The following is a 22,680-nucleotide window of genomic DNA, read 5'->3' as shown; positions in this document are numbered from 1 at the left end:
GTTCGCAGGTCACGGGCCACATCGGACGTTGCGGACCAACTTTCGCGCACGGCATCGTCCGCTGCGGACAGTGCGCCAGACGGTTGACACTGCGAAATCGGACATGCAAACTCCCCGGACATGTCGGCTGGATCACATCTGCTCACCGCGTCGATCTCGGATCCGGTGCACGCCGAGCGCGCGCGCATCGTCGGCTGCGCCTACGACCACGCCGACGACATCGCCGACGACGTGATGGCCAAGCTGCGCACCGAGCTGCCCGGCTACGGCACCGCCGACCCCGGTTTCCTCGCCGACGTGCACGACCAGCTCGCCCGGCTCAGCCGGACCGGCCTCGGCGCGCTGCTCGAACGCAAGCGGGTCACCCCGGCCGATGTCACCTACGCCCGGCAGGCCGCGGCCCGGCGGGCGCGCTCGGGTCTGCCGCTGGTCGACTACATCGCCGCGTTCCGGCTGGGGCAGCGCGCCATCTGGAAATCGCTGCTCGCCCACGCCGGCGACACCGAGGCGGGGCGCGAGGCCGTGCTCTCCCTGGCCGGGCCGCTGGCCCGCTACACCGACCTGATCAGCACCCAGGCCACCGACGCGTACCTCGAGTTCCAGCAGTACGTGGCCGCCGAATCCGGCCGCGACAGCCAGGCGCTGATGGACACCCTGCTCGACGGCACCCTGCCCGCGGGCGGCCCGCACCTGTCGGTGGCCACCGCGCACGGGATCGGCGCGGACCGCACCACGCCGCTGGTGGTGGTGACGGCCGTGGTGCTCGACGGCTCGGCGCGCGCCGATTCCGCCGACGGGCTCGGGGACGCACGGCAGGTGGTGTCGGCCGCGGCGGCGCGCGTCGGCGTCAACGGGCTGCGCACGCTGTCGGTGGTGCGCGGCGGGGAGATCGTCGCGATTCCCGCGCTGGGCCGCGACGGCTCGGCCGAGCAGCTGTGCGACCGGCTGCGCGCGATGCGCGAGGAACTCGCGGCCGAGGGCATCGCCCTGGCCGTCGGCGTGAGTACCGCGGTCACCGAGGTCGCCCAGATCCCGCGCGCCTACCGGCAGGCGCAGGCCGCGCTGGCCCTGCTGCCCGAGGACGGCGGCGTGCTCGCGCTCCCGCAGCTCACGCCCTTCCGGTACCTGCTGCTGCGCGCCGACGACACCACCCGCCAGCTCGTCGACCCGCGCATCGGCGCCGCGCTGGCCGACGACCGCGCCCGCGGCGGCTCGCTGGCCGAGACCATCCGCGCCTTCGCCGCCGCCGACATGAACCTGCGCGAAGCCGCCGACACGCTGCGCATCCACCTCAACACCGCCAAGTACCGGCTCGGGCGGATCCAGGAACTGACCGGGCGCAATGTGCGCAGCGTCAACGACCTGGTGGAACTGCTGGTGGCGATCGAGCTACAGACCGGGCAGTCGGCTCGTCCCGGTACGGCTGTTATAAACGAGGCATGAGCCTGGATCCCGCCATCGCCGCACGCCTCAAGCGCAACGAGGCGGGTCTGGTCGCCGCCGTCGCCCAGGAGAAGTCGACCGGCGACGTGCTGATGATGGCCTGGATGGACGACGAGGCCCTGGCCAGGACCATCGAGACCCGCAAGGGCACCTACTACTCGCGCTCGCGGCAGCAGTACTGGGTCAAGGGCGAGACCTCGGGCCACACCCAGTACGTGCACGAGGTGCGCCTGGACTGCGACGGCGACACCATCCTGCTGATCGTCGATCAGGAGGGCGCGGCCTGTCACACCGGCACGCACACCTGCTTCGACACCGACGTGCTGCTGGCCGCCGACTAGTCCCCGTCCTCGGCCAGCACGCTGTGCAGCCGCTCCGACAGTGCCTCGCCGAGCTCGGCCAGCTGGGCGGTCTGCTCGTCGTCGAGTCCGTCGAGCACCAGCCGGCGCACCGCGTCCACGTAGCCCGGCGCGGCGGCGAGCACCTTCTCGAATCCCGCGTCGGTGAGTACCGCGTGCACGCCGCGCCTGCCCGCGGTGGAGTCGCGCCGGGCCCAGCCCAGTCGCTCCAGCTTGGACACCACATGCGACAGTCGCGATAGCGACGCATTTGCTTTGTGGGCGAGATCACTCAACTGCAGGCGATGGCCCGCTTCCTCGGACAGCAGGCTCAGTACCCGGAACTCGAAATGGGTCAGCCCGGCCTCGCGTTGCAGCCGCGTATCGAGCGCACCCGGGATCCGGGCCATGAGCGCCACGATCGCCTGCCAGGCACGCTGTTCGACGGGGTCGAGCCACTGGGTCATCGCCGGCACAGCCTCACGGCCGGGCGACAGGGCGGGTGAACTGGAGCGCGCACCGAACAGAGTTTGCCACGACGTCGCTGTGTCGTCCGCGAGTTGGCCGCGGTCGTGAGGTCACTCACAGCGAGGCGAGTGCCCTATCGCGAAAAGCCCGTCGCCCCACGGGCTGTCGCGTCCGCGCGCACCGACGATGCGCGCGGACGCGGCGCCGCGCTGGTCAGGTGCCGGTGTGCCGGGCCTGCAGCAGCGCGAAGCCCAGCGGCAGGTCGTCGTGCCCGATCAGCTCGAGTCCGGCCGACCGCAGCACCGCGCGATAGTGGCTGACGGTGCGTTCGCGCCCGCCGACATTGCACAGCATGTGCAGGTCCCACGCCGGGGCGAGGGAACGGGACCCGTCCTCGGGGAGCAGCCGTTCGACGATGTAGAGCCGGGAATGCTCGGACATCGCCGCGGCGCACCCACGCAGAATCGTGCGGCAGTCCGCGTCGTCCCAGTCGTGCAGGACCCGCGACAGCAGATAGACGTCGCCCCCGGTGGGCACCTCGGCGGTGAAGAAGTCACCGCCGACCAGTTCGCAGCGGGACAGGCAGCCCGCCGCCGCCAAGGTGGTGCGCGCCCGGGGCAGCGTGGTCTCGCGTTCGAACAGGATGCCGCGCAGCTGCGGGTGCGCCGCCACCACGCGTGCCAGCAATTCGCCGGTGCCGCCGCCGACGTCGACCACCGTGCGCGCGGTGGCGGCGCCGACGAGTCCGGCGACCTGGCCGAAGATCGACGCGCTCGCCGCCATGGCCCGGTCGAACAGGCTCGCCCGCTCCGGGTCGGCGCGGAAGTAGTCGAAGTGATGCGCCCCGAAGTGGTGGTCGAAGGCTGTGCGGCCGGTGCGCACGGCGTAGCCGAGCTCGCCGAACGACTCGTAGAACGCGCCGCCATAGAGGCAGGCCAGCGGATGCAGCGACGGCTGGGCGTCGGCGACGAGCAGCCTGCCGGTCTCGGTGAGCGTGTAGCCCGCGCCGAGCGGCTCGACGACCTCGAGCTGGGCCAGGTAGCGCAGCAGCCTGCCGAGCGCGTCGAGGTCGGTGCCGGTCGCCGCGGCGAGCTCGTCGAGCGGGCCACCCGGGGCCGCGGCGAGCCGGTCGGCGATGCCGGACCCGGCGGTGACGGCCAGCGCCTGGGTCGCCCAGGCGCCGGTGAGCAGCCCGAGCAGCCGGGTCGCCGGGTCGGCGGATTCGCGGCTGTGCCGCGCGAGTTCGCGCGGGTGCGCGCCGGCCACATAGAGCTCCACCCGCCGGTCGGTCCGCGCGCCCGGCCTGCGGAAGTAGAAGCTGGTCGCGTCCTCGCGGTCGTTGTAGCCGCCCTGGTCGGGGCGCAGCCCGCCCGGGCCGGTGAGCAGCGCGCGCAGTCCGGCGAGGGTCACGGGGTCGACGGGGCCGGTGGCCAGCGCGATGTGGGCCTCGTTCGCCTCGGCGCGTTCGACTGCGGCCACCTCGGCGGGCGCGGCGGGCAGCGCGAAGATCTCGATCGCGCAGGGTGTTCCGTCGGCGGCCGGGAGCGCGGCGCGCACGATCCGGACCGGGACCTGCTGGGGGTCGAGGCCGTGCCGGGCGGCCAGCCGCTGCCGGACCACCACGCTGGGCTCGTTCGAGGCGATCGTGAGGTCGTGCGCCGCGAGCAGGTCGTCGAGGGCGGCGAGATCGGGCGGGAACACCATGACCGCGGCGTGCGCGAACCGGCAGCGCTCGGCGATCGCCGCGCGTTCGGCCTCGCCGAGGCGGGGCAGCAGCCGGGCGAGCACGCTGTCGGTGTCATGGGTGCCGACGAACTGCACGGCCGCGGCGACGCGGTCGTGATCGAGCGGGTCGATCCTGGATCGCACTGCCGGCGAGCGGGTCACGCATCCTCCTGGATTCAGATACCGACGTAGTTCTCCGCGAAGAAATCCTGATGTGGTCGTGAGGTGGCCAGACTGTGCAGCCGGGCCTGCTGGAGCTCGCGTTCGAAGCCCGCGTGCGGGCCGGTCGGTGGATGCAGCAGGCCGATCATCCAGTGCGAGAACTCGTGCGCGCGCCGGATGCGCGGGACGCAGTCGGCCGAATGCCTGCGCAGGGCCGACTCGTCGCCGTCCGCGATCGCGGCGATCAGCGCCGCCGCGAGCGACCGCGCGGTGAGGATGGCCAGATTGGCGCCCTTGGCCGCGGACGGGCTGATCGTGGAGGCCGCGTCGCCGGCGAGGAACAGCCGGCCCTGCTGGATCGGGTCGAGGATCTCCGACCGCAACCGGACCAGTCCGCGCTCGATGATCGGGCCCGTCCGCAGCGGCCCGTACCGGTCGGCGCGCAGCCGGTCGGACAGCGCGCTCCAGACCCGGTCCTCGCTCCAGCGCAGGGCGTCCTCGCCGGCGCACTGCAGGTAGTAGCGGGTCACCTCGGGGCTGCGCGGCATCTGGCCCGCGAAACCGTCGGGGTGGACGCCGTAGGCGACGGTGTCGGTCGTCGGCGGGGCCTGGGCCAGCAGCGCGAGCCAGGTGATGGCGTAGTCGTGGGTGGATCGCGGGCCCCGCACGGTCTGACGGGCCGCGCCCTGCGCGCCGTCGCAGCCGACGAGGTAGCGGGCGGTGATCCGGGAGGTTTCACCGTCGGCGGTGCGGGCGAGCACCCACGGCCGGTCGCCGTGCTCGTCACCGATCTGCTCGGCGGTGGTCGCGCACCGCAGCTCGCCGCCGCGGCGCAGGTATTCGGCGACCAGATCGGTCACCAGCCGCTGTTGCGGGTAGACGGTGTGCGCCTCGCCCCGCCCGAGTCCGCCGTAGGACAGCTCGATCCGGCCGCCCGCGCTGCGGAACTCGCAGGTCTGGTGGGTGTGCCCGCCGGTGTGCAAGCCGGTGTCGAGTCCGTGCTCGGCCAGCACCGCGACACTGGCGGGGGCGAGGAAACCGGCGCGGGCGCGCTGCTCGATGTGCGCGCGGTCGCGCCGTTCCAGGATCAGCACCTCGATCCCGGCCGCGCGCAGAATATTGCCGAGGACGAGCCCCGCCGGTCCCGCGCCGAGCACCAGGACGGTGGTCGACTCGCTGCTCCCCATCGGCATGGGATCGGAGCTTAGGTCACCGCGGCGGCACCGGCCGTCCGTCGCGGTGGTGTGTTGCTGGGATTATGTGAAAAAGCTATTGCGCTCCGGTCATCGGCGGAGTCTGCGCGGATGGGTTCTCCGCGGCCTTGGCGGCCTTGCGGCGGGTGAGACCGCGCTTGCCCATCAGCGCGAGGACGAGCGCGAACACCACCGCCGCCACGATCGCGCCGACCAGGCAGGCGCCGCGGAAGGCGGGGGCGTCGACGTCGAGGATGCGCTGACCCGCGTGCGCCGCGTTGTTGCCGCCGAGCACGATCGTCAGCGTCATCAGGTTGGGCAGCGCCAGCAGCAGCGCGATGATCACCGCCGCGCCCGCGATGAACTTGCCGCCCTTGCGATTCCACACGCGCACCGCCAGCAGCACCAGCAACAGCGGGACGAGGGTGAACACCAGTCCGTAGACCAGGCCCCACCAGATGCCCTGGGTGAAGCTGCCGTGCACCATGCTCGCCAGCCGCTGCGCCCACCAGCGCGGGATGAACGAGGACAGGATCAGATAGGCGATCACCAGCACGACGGCCGTGGCGACCGTGATGATCGCCCGGTTGCGCCACACGGTCATCGTGGACTTCTGACCGCTCGACTGCACCTCGCCGGTTGTCATCTCCCCAGCGTAGAGGCGGCGATGACGCCGGACGCCGATCCGGCGCCCGGCGTTTCGCCGGTTACTCCGCCGCGGTCGCGCGGGCGCGCAGGAAGGCCAGCGCCTCGTCGGCGTGCACCGCCGCGCGGAGCTCGCCGGTGACGACCTTCAGGATGGTCCGGTCGGTATCGATGACGAAGGTGTGGCGCTTGACCGGGGCGAGCTTGCCCAGCAGCCCGCGCTTGACGCCGAACGCCGCGGCCACCGCGCCGTCGGCGTCGGAGAGCACCGGGTAGTCCAGCCGCTGCTTGGCGGCGAAGCCGGCCTGCACCTCGGCGCTGTCGGTGCTGATACCGGCGCAGGAGGCGCCGATGGCGGCGAACTCCGCGCTCAGATCGCGGAAGTGGCAGGCCTCGGCCGTGCACACGGGGGTATTGGCCGCCGGGTAGAAGAACAGCACGAGCGGGCCGTCGGCGAGCAAGCCGTCGAGCGTGCGGAGCTGGGCGGACTGGTCGGGGAGCGCGAACTGGGGGGCGTGCTGGCCTGGCTGCATGATTCGACCCTATCGACCGGGCCGGAGGTACGGAAGATCCCCGCCCGCGCACGCGAACGGGGACATCTTCGGTTCGACCGGCACCGCCCCCGACGGACCGCACCCGTCGAACGGGCGCGTCAGCGCTTGAGCAGGGCGGCGATCTCCGGGTTGCGGATCTCCATCACGTCGAGGATGCCGTGCACGCGCAGCATCGGCTCGAGTTGCCGGATCCGATCGCAGTGCGCGGCGTATTCGTCCGGGTAGGCCTTCTCGTCCAGATCCTGCATCTCTTTGGCGTAGGTGACGAACGACGTGAGCGCGCTCGCCGCGGACAGCTGGCCGGGACCGTAGTGCTGCTGCGACGGGGCGGCCAGCCGGCCGTCCTGAGCGCCCTGGTGCGAGGGGTACAACATTGCTCCTCTCGGAAAGGGGGGATACCGCATGCGACATGGAACGCGCGCGAGTGTAGTGATGCCGATCACCCCTTGTCGCGTCACGGGGTCGGGTCAGCGCACAGGTGTCGCGACCCGCCTGGGATGATGGGGTCATGCAGGGCGCGTCGACATCAACCACCACGACCCGCGACCAGTTCCGGGTGCTCGCCGCCGAGCACCGGGTGGTCCCGGTGACCCGAAAGGTGCTGGCGGACTCCGAGACTCCGCTCTCGGCCTACCGGAAGCTGGCCGACGACCGGCCGGGCACCTTCCTGTTCGAGTCCGCCGAGAACGGTCGCTCGTGGTCGCGCTGGTCGTTCATCGGCGCGGGCAGCCCGTCGGCGCTGACCGTCGTCGACGGCGAGGCGGCCTGGCTCGGCGTCGTCCCCGCCGACGCGCCGTCGGGCGGTGACCCGCTGCGCGCGCTGCACGAGACCCTCGAACTGCTGCGCACCGAGCGGCTGCCCGGTCTGCCGCCGCTGACCGGTGGCCTGGTCGGCTACCTCGGCTACGACGCGGTGCGCCGGATCGAACGGCTGCCCGAGCTGGCCGCCGACGACCTCCAGCTGCCCGAACTGGTGCTGATGCTGGCCACCGACCTGGCCGCGTTCGACCACCACGAGGGCGCGATCACCCTGATCGCCAACGCGGTGAACTGGAACGGCACCGACGAGAACGCCGACGCCGCCTACGACGACGCCGTCGCCCGGCTGGACCGGATGACCGCCGCGCTGGCCGCGCCCGCGCCCTCGACCGTGTCGGTCTTCGACCGGCCCGAGCCGGAGTACCTGCGCAGGCGCACCACCGAGGAGTTCGGCGCTGGCGTGCGGCGCCTGATCAAGGAGATCGAGGCGGGCGAGGCGTTCCAGGTGGTGCTCTCGCAGCGCTTCGAGATGGACTACACCGGCTCGCCGCTGGCGGTCTACCGGATGCTGCGGGCGTCGAACCCGAGCCCGTACATGTATCTGATGCACATCCCCGACGGCGACGGCGGCACCGCGTTCTCCATCGTCGGCTCCAGCCCCGAATCGCTGGTCACCGTGAAGGACGGCGTCGCGACGACGCATCCGATCGCGGGGACCCGCTGGCGCGGGGAGAGCGCCGAGGACGACATCCTGCTGGAGAAGGACCTGCTGGCCGACGACAAGGAGAACGCCGAGCACCTGATGCTCGTCGATCTGGGCCGCAACGACCTGGGCCGGGTCTGCCGCCCCGGCACCGTGCGGGTCACCCAGTACCGTCACGTCGAGCGCTACAGCCACGTCATGCACCTGGTCTCGACGGTGTCCGGCCAGCTCGCCGAGGGCAGGATCGCGCTCGACGCGGTGCAGGCCTGCTTCCCGGCGGGCACGCTGTCGGGCGCGCCGAAGGTCCGGGCGATGGAGCTCATCGAGGAACTCGAACCGACCCGGCGCGGCGTCTACGGCGGCGTCGTCGGCTACCTGGACTTCGCCGGTGACGCCGACACCGCCATCGCCATCCGCACCGCGCTGCTCAAGGACGGCACCGCCTACGTGCAGGCGGGCGCGGGCGTGGTCGCCGACTCCGACCCGGTCTACGAGGACACCGAGGCCCGCAACAAGGCCATGGCGGTGCTCAAGGCGATCGCGGCCGCGCAGACCCTGCGAACCTACGAGGACGGCGCCTCGTGACCGACACCGCCAAGGCCACCAAGCCCATCGTCCCGGTGGCGCTGCTGGCCCTGGCCGCGGCGGGCCTGTGGGCGTCGTCGCGGATGACCTGGGTGACGGTGCACTCCGCCGACGGGCTCACCGAACCGCGCACCGACGAGCTCGACGGTGCCACCTGGTTCGGCGCGCTCACCCCGCTGGCCCTGGTGCTGGTCGCCTCGATCGCCGCGGTGTTCGCGGTGAAGGGCGCGCTGCGCCAGCTGTTGGGCGTGGTCGTCGCGGTCGTCGCCGCGGTCGCGGCGGTGCCCGGGTTCGCGCTGGTGGTGGGGGAGGGCAGGACCGCGGAGCGGGCGGGCACGCTGGCCGAGCTGCCGGTGCGCGCGGTGGTCAGCGGTGCCGACGCGCATGTCGGCCCCGCGCTGCTGTCGATCGTGGCGGCGGTGCTGGCGCTGATCGCCGGGGTGCTGCTCACCCGCCGCACCGACGGAAGTTCGCAGCTGTCCGGCAAATACGACAACCCCGTGTTCCGCCGGGCGGACGCCAGCGCGGAGGTGACCAAGCAGCGCGAGGAGACCGGCACCGCCGCGCCGCTGTCGGACCGGGTGCTGTGGGACGCGCTCGACGCGGGCACCGATCCCACCGACACCGCCGTGGGGCAAGACGGCGACGACAAGTCGACCGGCCGCGCACCGTGACCCCCGGCACCCCCGCCGCAGTGACACGCGCGGCAGCCATTTATTGTTGTCAAGCATCGGTGAGACAGCGCCTGAGGGGACTCTCAGGTGAGAAGTTCGTCTCCCCAGAAAGGATTCGAGCCAGATGACGGTACTCGACTCGATTCTCGACGGGGTTCGGGCGGATGTTGCCGCTCGCGAAGCCCTCCTCGATTTTCAGGCGATCAAAGCCGCAGCGGCCGCCGCCAAGGCGCCGCTGAACGCGAGCGCCGCGTTGCACGAGGACGGGATCGGTGTCATCGCCGAGGTGAAGCGTGCCAGCCCCTCCAAGGGCGCGCTGGCCGACATCCCCGATCCGGCCGTCCTGGCCAAGGCCTACGAAGACGGTGGCGCGCGCATCATCAGCGTGCTCACCGAGGGCAGGCGGTTCGGTGGATCGCTCGACGATCTCGATGCCGTCCGCGCCGCCGTGAACATCCCGGTCCTGCGCAAGGACTTCGTCATCGGCCCGTACCAGATCCACGAGGCCCGTGCCCACGGCGCCGACGTGATCCTGCTGATCGTGGCCGCGCTCGAGCAGGACGTGCTGTCCGCGCTGATCGACCGCACCGAATCCCTCGGCATGACCGCCCTGGTGGAGGTGCACACCGAGGAGGAGGCCGACCGCGCGCTGGAAGCGGGCGCGTCGGTGATCGGTGTCAACGCGCGCAACCTCAAGACCCTCGAGGTCGACCGCGACGTGTTCGCGCGGATCGCCCCCGGCCTGCCGTCGGAGGTCATCCGGGTGGCCGAGTCCGGCATCCGCGGCACCGCCGACCTGCTGGCCTACGCCGGCGCGGGCGCCGACGCGGTGCTCGTCGGTGAGGGCCTGGTGACCAGCGGGAACCCGCGGGCCGCGGTGTCCGAGCTGGTGACCGCCGGTACCCATCCGTCCTGCCCGAAGCCGGCCCGGCGGAGCATCCGGTGACCGCGCTGCCCCAGGCCAGCGCCGGTGTCGCCCAGCACAGCGACTACGAGCCCGACGCGGGCGGCCACTTCGGCGTCTACGGCGGACGGCACGTCCCCGAGGCGCTGATGGCGGTGATCGAGGAGGTCACCGCCGAGTACGACAAGGTCCGGACCGACCACACCTTCCTCGACGAGCTCGACCGGTTGCAGCGCGACTACACCGGCCGTCCGTCGCCGGTGTTCGAGTGCGCCAACCTGGCCCAGCACGCCGGGGGCGCGCGGATCTTCCTCAAGCGCGAGGACCTCAACCACACCGGCTCGCACAAGATCAACAACGTGCTCGGCCAGGCGCTGCTCGCCAAGCGGATGGGCAAGACCCGGGTCATCGCCGAGACCGGCGCGGGCCAGCACGGCGTGGCCACCGCGACCGCGTGCGCGCTGCTCGGCCTGGACTGTGTCATCTACATGGGCGCCGTCGACACCGCCCGCCAGGCGCTGAACGTGGCCAGGATGCGGCTGCTCGGCGCCGAGGTCGTCTCGGTGACCACCGGTTCGCAGACCCTCAAGGACGCCATCAACGAGGCGCTGCGCGACTGGGTCTCCAACGCCGACGACACCTACTACTGCTTCGGCACCGCCGCGGGCCCGCACCCGTTCCCGCTGATGGTGCGCGATTTCCAGCGCATCATCGGGATCGAGGCGCGCCAGCAGATCACCGAGCGTGTCGGCAGGCTGCCCGACGCGGTCGTGGCCTGCGTCGGCGGCGGCTCCAACGCCATCGGCATCTTCCACGCCTTCATCCCCGACGCGGGTGTGCGGCTGATCGGCTACGAGGCGGCCGGTGACGGCGTCGAGACCGGCAGGCACGCGGCCACCTTCACCGGCGGTACGCCCGGCGCGTTCCAGGGCGCGTACTCGTACCTGTTGCAGGACGAGGACGGCCAGACCATCGAGTCGCATTCGATCTCGGCCGGTCTGGACTACCCGGGCGTCGGCCCCGAGCACGCCCACCTCAAGGACATCGGGCGCGCGGAGTACGCGCCGATCACCGACACCGAGGCGATGGACGCGCTGCTGCTGCTGTCCCGCTCGGAGGGCATCATCCCGGCGATCGAGTCCGCGCACGCCGTGGCGGGCGCGCTGCAGCTCGGCAAGGAGCTCGGCGAGGGCGCGATCATCCTGGTCAACCTGTCCGGTCGCGGCGACAAGGACATGGACACCGCGGGTCGCTGGTTCAATCTGTTCGACGACGACGCCGCCGAGGAGAACGCTCAGTGAGTCAGCAGTCCCGTCTGGCCAACACCTTCGCCGCCGCGCGCGCGGAGAACCGGGCCGCCCTGATCGGCTACCTGCCCGCGGGCTACCCCGATCTGGCCGGTTCCATCGAGGTGTGCAAGGCCATGGTCGAATCCGGCTGTGACATCGTCGAAGTCGGCGTCGCCTACTCCGACCCGGTGATGGACGGACCCACCATCCAGGCCGCCGCCGAGCAGGCGCTGCGCGGTGGCGTCCGGGTGCGCGACGTGTTCTCCGTCGTCGAGGCGATCACCTCCGCCGGTGGGCAGGCCGTGGTGATGAGCTACTGGAACCCGGTGCTCCAGTACGGCGTCGACACCTTCTCCCGTGACCTGGCCGCGGCCGGTGGCGCCGGCATCATCACGCCGAACCTGATCCCGGACGAGGCCGACGACTGGTTCATCGCCTCGGCCACGCACAACCTGGATCGCATCTTCCTGGTCGCGCCGTCCTCGACCGAGGAGCGCCTGGTGAAGACGCTCGAGGCCTCGCGCGGATTCATCTACGCCGCCTCGACCATGGGTGTGACCGGTGCTCGCGACGTGGTCTCCTCGGCCGCGCCCGCGCTGTGCGCCCGCGTCCGCGCGCATTCCGACATCCCGATCGGCGTCGGTCTGGGTGTCCGCTCGGGGGCCCAGGCCGCCGAGATCGCCGCCTACGCGGACGGCGTCATCGTCGGATCGGCGCTGGTCTCGGCCGCCGCCGAGGGTCTGGACGCGGTCCGCGCGCTGACGTCGGAACTCGCCGAGGGCGTACGGTCGGCGACCGTCAGCTCCTAGTGGTGCGCCGATGGGCCCGGCCGCCGACGCGCGGCCGGGCCCATCGGCTGTCACCGGCCCGGCATGTGCTGTCAGGGCCGCGGCAACGTGGCGGTACCGGATTCCACTAGCCTGGGGGCCGTGAACTCAGTCCTGGCCTACATACCGAGTCCGCCGCAGGGTGTCTGGCACCTCGGACCCTTCCCGCTCCGGGCGTACGCGCTGTTCATCATCCTCGGCATCGTCGTCGCCATCTGGTGGGGTGAGCGCCGGTGGCAACAGCGCGGCGGTCAGCAGGGCGCCGTCCTCGACGTCGCGATGTTCGCGGTGCCGTTCGGCCTGGTCGGCGGGCGGCTCTACCACGTGGCCACCGACTGGCAGAAGTACTTCGGCCCCGGCAAGCACCCGATCGAGGCGCTCTACATCTGGCAGGGCGGCCTCGGGATCTGGGGCGCGGTGTTCCTCGGCGGCATCGGCGCCTGGATCGGCTGCCGGGTCTACAAGATCCCGCTGCCCGCGTTCGGTGACGCCATCGCGCCCGCCGTGCTGCTCGCGCAGGCGATCGGCCGCCTCGGCAACTACTTCAACCAGGAGCTCTACGGCCGCACCACCGAGGTGCCGTGGGGCCTCGAGATCTACGAGCGGTTCGACCCGGAGACTGGCGCCAGGGACATGATGAACGGGGTCTCGACCGGGCGGGTGATCGAGGTCGTGCACCCGACGTTCCTGTACGAGCTCGTGTGGAACGTGCTGGTCGTCATCCTGCTGGTGCAGCTGGACAAGCGTTTCAAGATCGGCCACGGCCGCCTGTTCGCGCTCTACGTCGCCGGCTACAGCTTCGGCCGCTTCTTCGTCGAGCTGATGCGCAACGACGAGGCCACCCACATCCTCGGTATCCGGATCAACTCGTTCACCGCCGCGCTGGTCTTCCTCGCCGCCATGGCGTACTTCGCGCTGGCGACCAAGGGCCGCGAGACACCCGCGCAGCTGCAGCCCGGTGGTGAGCCGCGGCCGTGGCCGTGGCAGTTCTCGGCGCTGCGGGCCGCGGGCGCGGCCGACAACGCCGCCGCCGTCGACCTCGACAAGACCGCCGAGGCAACCGATTCCGCCGACGACCCGGCCGCGCCCGCGGATTCCGCCGACACGAAGCCGACCGGCGCCGCGCAGGACGATGCCGAGCAGGAGCCGGAGACCGCCGAGGCAACGGCGACCGCGGAGCCGGAGCAGTCGGGCGCGAAAAAGGCCTGATCAGCGACCTCCAACACGAAGTGAACGGGCGCCCGGCAACATTCCGGGCGCCCGTCGCGATATTGCGAACGAGTGTCGAGCGCAGTTCCGTGGGGCACCCGAGGAGACAACGGCCGGTCGGTATGACCACAATGACCGGTGATCGTCGGTGGCGCATCGCTGTTCGGCAGATCGCCACACCGGCCGGGGGCCACGACGGGTACCCGCACGAATGATGGAGGACATGAGTGACCGACCCCTACAACCCCAATCCCCAGTACGGGCCCGACCTGAACAAGCAGCCCGACTCCGGCTCGCACTCGCAGCCGCAGTACGGTCAGCCCGCCTACGGCCAGCCGTCCGATCCGTACGCCCAGCAGCCCGGGTACGGGCAGCAGCAGCCGCAGCCGGGATACGGCCAGCCGCAGTACGGTCAGCCGCAGCCGCAGTACGGTCAGCCGGCCGACCCGTACGCCCAGCCGCAGCCCGCCTACGGCGCCGCGCCCTACGGCGGCATGCCGCAGGGCTACAACCCGGCCGACCCGGAGGCGCCGTACGGCCGCGACATGTACGGCGTGCCGTTCTCGGACAAGCAGAAGCTGATGGCGGGCCTGCTGGAGATCTTCCTGGGCAGCTTCGGCGTCGGCCGCTTCTACCTGGGCTACACCGGTCTTGGTATCGCCCAGATCGCGGTGGTCTGGCTGACCTGTGGCATCGGCGCCATCTGGCCGCTGATCGACGGCATCATGATGCTCACCGGCAAGGTGCCCGACGCGCAGGGCCGCCCGCTGCGCGACTGATCGCCGGCCACGCCACGAACGGGTGCTCCGCGTCTCGCGGAGTACCCGTTTCGCGTTTCCCGGCCGGGATTGCGATCACCGTGAGCGATACTCTGTGTCGGTCCAGGGCGGCGCCGTAGCGTCGCTTGGCCTGCGCGTGCCCGATGCGCGCAGCGGAGAAAGGGATGTCCGTGCGCAAACTGCTTGCCGCCGCCGTACTCGCCGTCGTCGCCGCGACGGGCCTGTCGGCCTGCTCGTCCGACGCCGACCCGAACGTGCTGAAAGTCGGTACCGAGGGCACGTACGCGCCGTTCAGCTACCAGGAGAACGGCACCCTCACCGGCTACGACGTCGAGGTCGCGCGGGCGGTCGGCGAGAAGCTCGGCAAGCGGGTGGAATTCGTGCAGACGCCCTGGGACTCGATCTTCGCCGGACTGGAGTCCAAGCGCTTCGACCTCGTCGCCAACCAGGTGACCGTCAACCCCGAGCGCGCCGCCAAGTACTCCCTGTCGCAGCCCTACACGACCTCCGAGGGCGTGATCGTCACCAAGGCCGACAACACCACCATCACCTCGCTGGCCGACCTGTCGGGCAAGACCACCGCGCAGTCGGCCACCAGCAACTGGGGCAAGGTCGCCGCGGCCGCCGGCGCGAAAGTCGAAGCGGTGGAAGGGTTCGTGCAGGCGGTGCAGCTGCTGAAGGCGGGCCGCGTGGACGCGACCGTCAACGACACCCTCGCCGTGGGCGAGTACACCAAGAAGACCGGCGACACCGGCATCAAGATCGCCGGCAAGACCGGCGAGACCAGCAAGCAGGCGCTGGCCGCACGCAAGGACGACGCTGCGCTGATCGCCGACATCGACGCCGCGCTCGCGCAGCTGCGCGCCGACGGCACGCTGACCAGGCTGTCGGAGAAGTACTTCGGCACCGACGTCAGCAAATAGCGGATGGATCCCGCGACCAGGGAGCTGATCTGGCACAACCTGTGGCCGATGCTGAAGGCCACGCTGACCGCGACGCTGCCGCTGACGGCGATCAGTTTCGTCATCGGCCTGGCGATCGCGGTCGGCGTCGCGCTGGCCAGGATGTCGTCGAAGCGGGTGCTGTCGCTGCCCGCCCGCTTCTACATCTCCATCATCCGCGGCACCCCGCTGCTGGTGCAGCTGTTCATCGTGTTCTACGCGCTGCCGCAGTTCGGCATCGTCATCGACCCGTTCCCGGCCGCGGTGATCGCCTTCAGCCTCAATGTCGGCGGCTACGCCGCGGAGGTGGTGCGCTCGGCGATCATGAGCGTCGCCCACGGGCAGTGGGAGGCGGCCGAGTCGCTGGGCATGACCTACCCGCAGACGCTCTGGTACGTCGTGTTCCCGCAGGCGTCCCGGATCGCGGTGCCGCCGCTGTCGAACACGCTCATCTCCTTGGTCAAGGACACCTCGCTCGCCTCGACCATCCTGGTCACCGAGCTGCTGCGCACCGCCCAGCTGGCCGCCGCGCCCACCTTCGACTTCTTCGCCCTCTACGGCGTCGCCGCCGTCTACTACTGGGTGATCTGCCTGATCCTCGGCTTCTTCCAGACCCGCCTGGAGACCCGGTTGTCCAGGCACGTCGCCGTTCGGTGACAACCGATTTCGTGAACACCGGGATAACTCCCGACCGGCGAAACGACGGCCGGAATCGGGAGGACTAGGCTTGCCGGTGTGATGCGACGGACGAAGATTGTGTGCACCCTCGGACCGGCTACGGCCACCCAGGACCGTATTCGTGAGCTCGTCGAAAGCGGCATGGACGTCGCGCGGCTGAACTTCAGCCACGGCGAACACGCCGACCACGCCGACAACTACAAGATGGTCCGCGCGGCCTCGGACGAGACCGGCCGCGCGGTCGGCATCCTCGCCGACCTGCAGGGCCCCAAGATCCGCCTCGGCCGGTTCACCGACGGCCGGACCACCTGGGCCAACGGCGAGCAGGTCCGGATCACCGTCGACGAGGTCGACGGCACCCACGACCGGGTCTCCACCACCTACAAGCAGCTCGCGCAGGACGCCAAGGCCGGTGACCGCCTGCTCGTCGACGACGGCAAGGTCGGCCTGACGGTCGAGAGCATCGACGGCAACGACGTCGTGTGCCGGGTCACCGAGGGTGGCCCCGTGAGCAACAACAAGGGCCTGTCGCTGCCCGGCATGGACGTGTCGGTGCCCGCCCTGTCCGAGAAGGACATCGAGGACCTCGAGTTCGCCCTGAAGCTGGGCGTCGACTTCATCGCGCTGTCGTTCGTGCGCTCGCCGTCCGACATCGAGCTCGTGCACGACATCATGGACAAGGTCGGCCGCCGGGTGCCGGTCATCGCCAAGCTGGAGAAGCCGGAGGCGATCGACAACCTCGAGGCCATCGTGCTCGCCTTCGACGCGGTCATGGTCGCCCGTGGTGACCTGGGTGTCGAGCTGCCGCTCGAGCAGGTTCCGCTGGTGCAGAAGCGGGCCATCCAGATGGCGCGCGAGAACGCCAAGCCGGTCATCGTCGCGACCCAGATGCTGGAGTCGATGATCGAGAACTCCCGCCCGACCCGCGCCGAGGCCTCCGACGTCGCCAACGCGGTGCTCGACGGCGCCGACGCGGTGATGCTCTCGGGCGAGACCTCGGTCGGCGCCTGGCCGATCGACGCGGTGCGCACCATGAGCCGCATCGTCACGGCGGTGGAGTCCGAGACCAACCGGGTCCCTCCGCTGACCCACGTGCCCCGCACCAAGCGCGGCGTCATCTCCTACGCGGCCCGCGACATCGGCGAGCGGCTCAACGCCAAGGCGCTGGTGGCCTTCACCCAGTCCGGTGACACCGTGCGCCGCCTGGCCCGGCTGCACACCCCGCTGCCGCTGCTGGCGTTCACCCCGCTGCCGGAGGTGCGCAGCCAGCTGACGCTGACCTGGGGCACCGAGACCTTCATCGTGCCGATGGTGGACAGCACCGACGCGATGATCCATCAGGTCGACCAGGCGCTGCTGTCGATGGATCGGTACCGCAAGGGTGACCTGGTGGTCATCGTCGCCGGTTCCCCGCCGGGTACCGTCGGTTCCACCAACCTGATCCACGTTCATCGCATCGGCGAGGAGGACCACTAGTCGTGAGTAGTTCGGCAGGCGGATCGACCGAGGTGGAGCCAGTGCACGACGAGCAGTCACCCGATCTGCGGGTGCTGCTCGACCTGCTCGACCTCGAGTCGATCGGCGAGGACGTCTTCCTCGGCAACCATCCCGAGAAGGTGTGGAGCCGCACCTTCGGCGGGCAGCTGGTGTCGCAGGCGATCGTCGCTGCCGGACGCACCGCCGGGGAGCGGCCGCTGCACGCGATCAACGCGCACTTCGTGCGCGGCGGCGACGTGAAGAAGCCGATCGAATACCACGTGCAGCGGCATCGCGACGGCCGCGCGCTCGCGAACCGGACGGTCACCGCCAGCCAGGACGGCCAGGAGCTGTTCGTCATGCTGGCGGCCTTCCAGGACTGGGGCAAGGGCCTCGAGCACGCCCACGAGGGCCCCCAGGTGCCCGATCCGGAGACACTGCCCCGGATCGAGGAGAGCTTCGCCGGCTTCGAGGACAAGCTGGAGATGTTCATCAACGCGCCGCACCCGATCGACATGCGCTACACCAACGATCCGGCGTGGATCCTCAAGGGCACCGGCGAGAAGCTCAACCACAACCGCGTGTGGATGCGCACCGACGGCACCCTGCCCGACGATCCGCTGCTGCACGTGGCCGCCCTCGGCTACTCCTCGGACACCACGGTGCTGGATTCGATCATCACCACGCACGGTTTGTCGTGGGGCCTGGACCGGATTCTCGCGGCGACGGTGAACCACTCGATCTGGTTCCATCGCCCGTTCCGCTTCGACGACTGGACGCTCTACGCGACCGAGTCGCCGGTGGCCGCGGGTTCGCGCGGGCTGGCCACGGGCCGGTTCTATTCGCGCAGTGGCGAACTGCTCGCCACCACCGTCCAGGAAGGCGTCATCCGGCACTTCCCGGCCCGCTGAGCGGGGTCAGCGCCGCTCGACGTCGAGTTCCCATTCGAGGTCGGTGCGCTGATCCGCGCGCAGGACGAAGGGTACGGCGTGACTGGCCGCGCCGTACACCGCCAGGGCCAGCCCGTGCTCGAGGTCGGCGATATCGGCATCGGTGAGATCGGCCGGATCGCCGACCAGGCTCAGCGCGATCTCGAATGCCGCCTCGGCTTCCGGCTCGGCACCGGGATGCGTTGCGCGCCACTGTGCTTCGAGTTCCCGATGCAGCGGATCGGCGGCGTCGACCGGCAGGGTGAATCGCCAGGCGAAGGCCTCACGGTCCTGGAGGTGGTCGTCGAGAACCGTCCGCACGCTGGCGACGATGCGGTCGAGGATTTCCGGGGTCACATACACATGGAGCGAAACATCCGAAATGCGTTTCGGCAAGTCTCCAGTCCTGTCGTGTCGAACCTGCAAGGGGAACTTCCACGTCCGCCGAAGTCTAGACCGTCGGCGGCGCGGCGAACAGCCTTGCGCTCAGCGTCTGCGCTGCGCGGCCAGAAACGCCGAGAGCGGCCGGGCCGGGGCGGGTTCGATGACCAGCCCGGGGCGCGCGTCCTCGCTGAGCTTGGCCTGCTCGTGCGGTGCCAGCGCGGCCAGCAGCGGGAACAGTAGTTCGGCGATCCGGTCGCCGACCTCGAGAAACGCCTCGGGGGACAGCCCGATCGGGTCGGCGATGTTCTCCCGGCCGACGTAGGCCAGGTCGTTGCGGGCCTGGTGCAGCGCGGCAATGGATTTCGCGCCGGTGACCTTGGCGATCCGGTGCGCCTCGCCGAGGGTGAAGGTGCGCGGCGCGGCGCCGAAGGCCAGCTCGCTGACCTGGTCGCGCAGTGATTCGGTCATCGCCAGCACCAGATCGGCGCGATCGACCATCTCGGGCTTGAGCTTTCGGGCCTTGAAACCGGTGGGGTCGCCGCCGAGGCCGGCGACGGTCTCCGCCGCCATCGGTTCGGGCGGAAACCCGACCAGGGCGCGGGTGCCCGCGCTCTCCGCGGTCAGGCCGGCCAGGCCGTTGTCCGTCGCGAACGCCCGGGTGAGCCGTTCGGCGATCACCGACCGGCAGACATTGGAGTTGCAGACGAACAGCACGTGCATACCGACACCGTAATCGGGTCGATTGTCGCGCAGAAGGCCGGAATTGTAACCATCACAGGCGCGGTGCTACTTATTCACCTCTCGGTTGAATGCTGTACACGAATCGCAATGCGCAAATCCGTTGTGTGTGACCGTGATACCCGCGAGATATGGTCCGGAAACCTCCGGAGGTTATGTGTCGACCATCACTCTTTCGCGTCGTAATAATTCGATTCGGTAATAACCGGCGGCACGGCGGGTGGAGCGCCGTGTACCCGCCCGCGGGTGGAGAACATCCGGCCGCGCGCCGGGACGGTGGGCGCGAAGGCGGCCAGGCCGGTCGGCCTGGTCATGTCGTCGTAGACGGCGTCGATGCCGCCGCGCCGGAAGTACGCCTCGTGCCAGAAGCCGGTGCCGCCGGAATCGCGCAGGAACGCCTGCCACCACTGCCGGTGCGGGTCCGAGCGGGTCCAGCGCTCGAGCGAGTCCAGGTCGCGCCAGTACTGCCGGGCGCCCCAGTGCGGCGGCAGCATCGACCAGACCACGTCTTCGTGCAGGATCAGGCCGTCGGGACGGTCGGCGTGCGAGCGGTAGAGCTTGGGCCCGACGCCGAGCAGGCGCAGCATCCCGCGCGGGGTGCGCACGCGCATACCCAGCAGGATCATCACCAGGTCGGGGTAGGCGTCCAGATCCACCGTCATCCTGTTCACCCGCATGTCCGCGCCCTTCTGTCGTGCCCGCTCTCCCCGTACTACGACGTGGGCGTTCCCCTGGTTCGACCGGCGGTTCGCGTCCCGGCGCGCCGAGACGCTATAGTGACCGCGGTGCGCCGGGTTGGCGGAACTGGCAGACGCGACGGTCTCAAAAACCGTTGTCCGAAAGGACGTGTGGGTTCGAGTCCCACACTCGGCACCACGGCGGAAGCGCGGCATCGGCCGCGCTCCGCGGGGGAGTATCGGTCGCGGGGTGTGCGCGACGTCTCCGCGCTTGCGTTCACCGGCGGTTTCCGACCGCTCAATGCATTCTGTGCGGAAGCGAAAGGTACTCTTTACATCACTCGGTCACCCACGACGGGTTTTTCGGCCGGCTCGCCCGGTGCCGTCGTCTGTCGTGGTGTGATCGACAGGCATCGGAATCCAGAGGGGTCGAACCTATGAGCACGAATGCAGGGGGCGCTGGCGCCACGCGTGAGGCCGCGGCCAAGCGTGTCGTCGTCGCCGAGGACGAGGCCCTCATCCGGATGGATCTCGTCGAGATGCTCAAGGAAGAGGGCTACGAGGTAGTCGGTGAAGCGGGCGACGGGCAGCAGGCCGTCGAGCTCGCCGAGGAGCTGCGCCCCGATCTGGTCATCATGGACGTCAAGATGCCGCGCCGCGACGGGATCGACGCCGCCGCCGAGATCGCGTCGAAACGTGTTGCGCCCGTGGTGATCCTGACCGCGTTCAGTCAGCGCGACCTGGTCGAGCGGGCCCGTGACGCGGGCGCCATGGCCTATCTGGTCAAGCCGTTCACCAAATCCGATCTGGTGCCCGCGATCGAACTCGCGGCGAGCCGTTTCCACGAAATCACCGCGCTGGAAACAGAAGTCGCGAATCTGTCGGATCGTTTGGAGACGCGCAAACTGGTCGAGCGCGCCAAGGGTGTGCTCATGCAGACCCAGGGTCTGTCCGAGCCGCAGGCGTTCAAATGGATTCAGCGCACCGCGATGGATCGCCGGACGACGATGAAGGCGGTCGCCGAAGTCGTGCTGGAGAACCTCACCCCGCAGTGAGCTGGAACGCGTCGCTCCGTGTCTCGCGTCGAAAGCCGAAAAATTTTACGTAAGCGAAACAATAATGTGAACTACGACTGGACACGGAGCGTCCGACATGATGCGAATGTGATGCGGATCTAACAAACCGACGATATGTTCTGTCCGGGCTGAACGTGGTCGGCCCCCTCGGTGACCCCGGGGAGCACAGGACATAGAGGTGAGACGTGCTCAGTTCGACATGGCGCAGTCGTTCGACGCGAGGAGTTCTGGTAATCGGAGCTGCCGCGTCGTTGGTGTTGTCCGGATGCAGCGACAAGTCGTCCGACGGCGGCGGTGGCGGCAACACCGATCTCTCCATCCAGCCGGTCGTGCAGCTCGATACCCAGGGTAAGGCTGTCGCGGCGACCGACGCGGGCACCGCCGCCGACCCGGCGGGCGACGGCAAGGCCAAGTGCGCGCCCCAGACCATCGCGATGGCGGGCCCGCTGACCGGCGGCAACGCCGCGCTCGGCATCAACATCATCGACGGCGTCAAGCTCGCCCTCGACAAGCACAACAAGGCCAACCCCGACTGTCAGGTCTCGGTCAAGCAGTTCGACACCGAGGGCAAGCCGCAGATCGCGAGCCAGGTGATCCCGACGATCGTCAGTGATCCCAGCATCGTGGCGCTGGTCGGCCCGACCTTCTCGGGCGAGACCAAGGCGACCGGCCAGATCCTCAGCGAGGCGGGCATGCCCACGCTGACCGCCTCGGCCACCAACCCGACCCTGACCCAGAACGGCTGGAAGACCTTCTTCCGCGGCCTGGGCAACGACAACTCGCAGGGCCCGGCCGTCGCCAACTACCTGACCGGCGAGAAGGGCTACAGGAAGATCTGCGTCGTGCAGGACAACACCGACTACGGTGCCGGTCTGGCGCAGGCGTTCATCACCGCCGCGGGCCCGGCCGCCGACGCCTCCTGCGCGGTCAGCGTCAAGGAAGGTGACAAGGACTTCTCGGCCGCGGTGTCGAAGCTGTCCGCCGCCAAGCCCGACGCCATCTTCTACGCCGGCTACTACGCCGAGGCCGCGCCGTTCGTGCAGCAGCTGCGGTCCGGCGGTGTGACCGCGGCCTTCGTCTCCGCCGACGGCAGCAACGATCCCGAGTTCGTCCGGCAGGCCGGTAGCTCGTCCAAGGGCGCGCTGCTCTCCTGCCCGTGCAGCCCGGCGCCGGAGAAGTTCGCGACCGAGTACAAGGCGCTCAACGGCCAGGCGCCCGGCGTCTACTCCGTCGAGGGCTACGACCTGACCACGATCCTGCTCAAGGGCATCGACTCGGGCAAGGTGACCCGCGCCGAGCTCGTGGACTACGTCCGTAACTACAACGGCACCGGCGTCGCCCGCCAGTACAAGTGGGGCGAGACCGGCGAGCTGGCCAACATCCAGATCTGGATGTACGAGGTCAAGTAGTCCCCACGAAAGCGTGTAGCGGTGGGGGGGGGGGGGGCCCCCCCCCCCCCCCCCCCCCCCAAAAAAAAAAAAAAAAACAAAAGCGTCGCGCCGTGTGTCCCAGTTTGGCGAGGGG

The 22,680-nt window shown here is 70.2% G+C and carries 24 protein-coding genes and 1 tRNA gene; 16 read left to right on the top strand and 9 right to left on the bottom strand.

What is annotated here, in order from left to right; all coding sequences use genetic code 11:
• The first annotated feature begins 120 nt into the window (after window positions 1-120).
• On the top strand, window positions 121-1,443 hold the full coding sequence (locus ACFYWJ_RS33425; RefSeq protein WP_355283284.1) for a helix-turn-helix domain-containing protein: 1,323 nt from the start codon (window positions 121-123) through the stop codon (window positions 1,441-1,443).
• Complete coding sequence (gene hisI / locus ACFYWJ_RS33420; protein WP_189033976.1) at window positions 1,440-1,784, top strand: phosphoribosyl-AMP cyclohydrolase; 345 nt, start codon at window positions 1,440-1,442, stop codon at window positions 1,782-1,784. Before ACFYWJ_RS33425 ends, hisI begins: the two co-directional genes overlap by 4 nt.
• Here the strand turns inward: hisI and ACFYWJ_RS33415 are convergent.
• From ACFYWJ_RS33415 to ACFYWJ_RS33390, 6 genes are all read right to left on the bottom strand, one after another.
• Window positions 1,781-2,248 (bottom strand): MarR family transcriptional regulator, encoded by a 468-nt coding sequence (locus ACFYWJ_RS33415; RefSeq protein WP_355283291.1) that lies wholly within the window; start codon window positions 2,246-2,248, stop codon window positions 1,781-1,783. The genes hisI and ACFYWJ_RS33415 overlap by 4 nt on opposite strands.
• 214 nt (window positions 2,249-2,462) lie before the next feature.
• Entirely contained in the window at window positions 2,463-4,136 is a 1,674-nt protein-coding gene (locus ACFYWJ_RS33410) for a methyltransferase (protein WP_355283294.1), read from the bottom strand.
• Window positions 4,137-4,150: 14 nt separating this feature from the next.
• Entirely contained in the window at window positions 4,151-5,329 is a 1,179-nt protein-coding gene (locus ACFYWJ_RS33405) for a 4-hydroxybenzoate 3-monooxygenase (protein WP_355283297.1), read from the bottom strand.
• A gap of 76 nt (window positions 5,330-5,405) precedes the next feature.
• On the bottom strand, window positions 5,406-5,975 hold the full coding sequence (locus ACFYWJ_RS33400) for a permease (protein WP_355283300.1): 570 nt from the start codon (window positions 5,973-5,975) through the stop codon (window positions 5,406-5,408).
• A gap of 61 nt (window positions 5,976-6,036) precedes the next feature.
• A complete protein-coding gene (locus ACFYWJ_RS33395) occupies window positions 6,037-6,507 on the bottom strand; it encodes a peroxiredoxin (RefSeq protein WP_355283302.1) in 471 nt (156 codons plus the stop codon).
• Window positions 6,508-6,626: 119 nt separating this feature from the next.
• Window positions 6,627-6,902 carry a hypothetical protein gene (locus ACFYWJ_RS33390; protein WP_355283305.1) on the bottom strand — a complete coding sequence of 92 codons (276 nt, stop codon included), beginning with the start codon at window positions 6,900-6,902 and terminating at the stop codon, window positions 6,627-6,629.
• A 134-nt stretch (window positions 6,903-7,036) separates the two neighbouring features.
• Here ACFYWJ_RS33390 and ACFYWJ_RS33385 point away from each other — a divergent pair, with 134 nt between their 5' ends.
• The 11 genes from ACFYWJ_RS33385 (at window position 7,037) to ACFYWJ_RS33335 (ending at window position 18,263) form a co-directional block, all read left to right on the top strand.
• Entirely contained in the window at window positions 7,037-8,575 is a 1,539-nt protein-coding gene (locus ACFYWJ_RS33385) for an anthranilate synthase component I (RefSeq protein WP_355283308.1), read from the top strand.
• Window positions 8,572-9,249: a TIGR02234 family membrane protein gene (locus ACFYWJ_RS33380; protein ID WP_355283311.1), complete on the top strand. Its 678-nt coding sequence runs from the start codon at window positions 8,572-8,574 to the stop codon at window positions 9,247-9,249. Before ACFYWJ_RS33385 ends, ACFYWJ_RS33380 begins: the two co-directional genes overlap by 4 nt.
• A 124-nt stretch (window positions 9,250-9,373) precedes the next feature.
• Window positions 9,374-10,195, top strand: coding sequence for an indole-3-glycerol phosphate synthase TrpC (gene trpC, locus ACFYWJ_RS33375; protein WP_355283315.1), 822 nt, complete (start codon window positions 9,374-9,376; stop codon window positions 10,193-10,195).
• Window positions 10,192-11,454 (top strand): tryptophan synthase subunit beta, encoded by a 1,263-nt coding sequence (trpB, locus tag ACFYWJ_RS33370; RefSeq protein ID WP_355283318.1) that lies wholly within the window; start codon window positions 10,192-10,194, stop codon window positions 11,452-11,454. The genes trpC and trpB overlap by 4 nt, the downstream gene beginning before the upstream one ends.
• The gene (trpA, locus tag ACFYWJ_RS33365) at window positions 11,451-12,251 is read left to right on the top strand and encodes a tryptophan synthase subunit alpha (RefSeq protein ID WP_355283320.1); all 801 of its coding nucleotides are present in this window, start codon (window positions 11,451-11,453) and stop codon (window positions 12,249-12,251) included. The genes trpB and trpA overlap by 4 nt, the downstream gene beginning before the upstream one ends.
• A gap of 111 nt (window positions 12,252-12,362) precedes the next feature.
• Entirely contained in the window at window positions 12,363-13,478 is a 1,116-nt protein-coding gene (gene lgt / locus ACFYWJ_RS33360) for a prolipoprotein diacylglyceryl transferase (protein ID WP_355283342.1), read from the top strand.
• 227 nt (window positions 13,479-13,705) lie between these two features.
• Window positions 13,706-14,257, top strand: a complete 552-nt coding sequence (locus ACFYWJ_RS33355; RefSeq protein WP_355283323.1) for a TM2 domain-containing protein — start codon at window positions 13,706-13,708, stop codon at window positions 14,255-14,257.
• 170 nt (window positions 14,258-14,427) lie between these two features.
• Entirely contained in the window at window positions 14,428-15,180 is a 753-nt protein-coding gene (locus ACFYWJ_RS33350) for a transporter substrate-binding domain-containing protein (protein ID WP_355283344.1), read from the top strand.
• A 3-nt stretch (window positions 15,181-15,183) separates the two neighbouring features.
• Window positions 15,184-15,855, top strand: coding sequence for an amino acid ABC transporter permease (locus tag ACFYWJ_RS33345; protein ID WP_355283326.1), 672 nt, complete (start codon window positions 15,184-15,186; stop codon window positions 15,853-15,855).
• Window positions 15,856-15,933: 78 nt separating this feature from the next.
• The gene (gene pyk, locus ACFYWJ_RS33340; RefSeq protein ID WP_355283328.1) at window positions 15,934-17,352 is read left to right on the top strand and encodes a pyruvate kinase; all 1,419 of its coding nucleotides are present in this window, start codon (window positions 15,934-15,936) and stop codon (window positions 17,350-17,352) included.
• 41 nt (window positions 17,353-17,393) lie between these two features.
• Window positions 17,394-18,263 carry an acyl-CoA thioesterase II gene (locus tag ACFYWJ_RS33335; RefSeq protein WP_355283346.1) on the top strand — a complete coding sequence of 290 codons (870 nt, stop codon included), beginning with the start codon at window positions 17,394-17,396 and terminating at the stop codon, window positions 18,261-18,263.
• A gap of 6 nt (window positions 18,264-18,269) precedes the next feature.
• On the opposite strand, the gene ACFYWJ_RS33330 is transcribed toward ACFYWJ_RS33335, so the two are convergent.
• The 3 genes from ACFYWJ_RS33330 to ACFYWJ_RS33320 all read right to left on the bottom strand — a co-directional run bounded on the left by ACFYWJ_RS33330 (window position 18,270) and on the right by ACFYWJ_RS33320 (window position 20,080).
• On the bottom strand, window positions 18,270-18,638 hold the full coding sequence (locus ACFYWJ_RS33330) for a hypothetical protein (protein WP_355283330.1): 369 nt from the start codon (window positions 18,636-18,638) through the stop codon (window positions 18,270-18,272).
• Between the two features lie 129 nt (window positions 18,639-18,767).
• Entirely contained in the window at window positions 18,768-19,385 is a 618-nt protein-coding gene (locus ACFYWJ_RS33325; RefSeq protein WP_355283333.1) for a low molecular weight phosphatase family protein, read from the bottom strand.
• 185 nt (window positions 19,386-19,570) lie between these two features.
• A complete protein-coding gene (locus ACFYWJ_RS33320) occupies window positions 19,571-20,080 on the bottom strand; it encodes a monooxygenase family protein (RefSeq protein ID WP_355283336.1) in 510 nt (169 codons plus the stop codon).
• A 112-nt stretch (window positions 20,081-20,192) separates the two neighbouring features.
• Between ACFYWJ_RS33320 and ACFYWJ_RS33315 the strand changes: the two genes are divergently transcribed.
• From ACFYWJ_RS33315 to ACFYWJ_RS33305, 3 genes are all read left to right on the top strand, one after another.
• Window positions 20,193-20,279 (top strand) — tRNA-Leu (locus ACFYWJ_RS33315).
• Window positions 20,280-20,517: 238 nt separating this feature from the next.
• A complete protein-coding gene (locus ACFYWJ_RS33310; RefSeq protein WP_218716853.1) occupies window positions 20,518-21,135 on the top strand; it encodes an ANTAR domain-containing response regulator in 618 nt (205 codons plus the stop codon).
• 272 nt (window positions 21,136-21,407) lie between these two features.
• Complete coding sequence (locus ACFYWJ_RS33305; protein ID WP_355283339.1) at window positions 21,408-22,565, top strand: branched-chain amino acid ABC transporter substrate-binding protein; 1,158 nt, start codon at window positions 21,408-21,410, stop codon at window positions 22,563-22,565.
• The last annotated feature ends 115 nt before the right edge of the window (window positions 22,566-22,680 follow it).

It is taken from the genome of Nocardia sp. NPDC003269 (assembly GCF_042888005.1).
Lineage (GTDB): Bacteria > Actinomycetota > Actinomycetes > Mycobacteriales > Mycobacteriaceae > Nocardia.
Note: the sequence above shows the minus strand (reverse complement) of the source record. Positions and strands in the feature narration are given on the sequence as shown.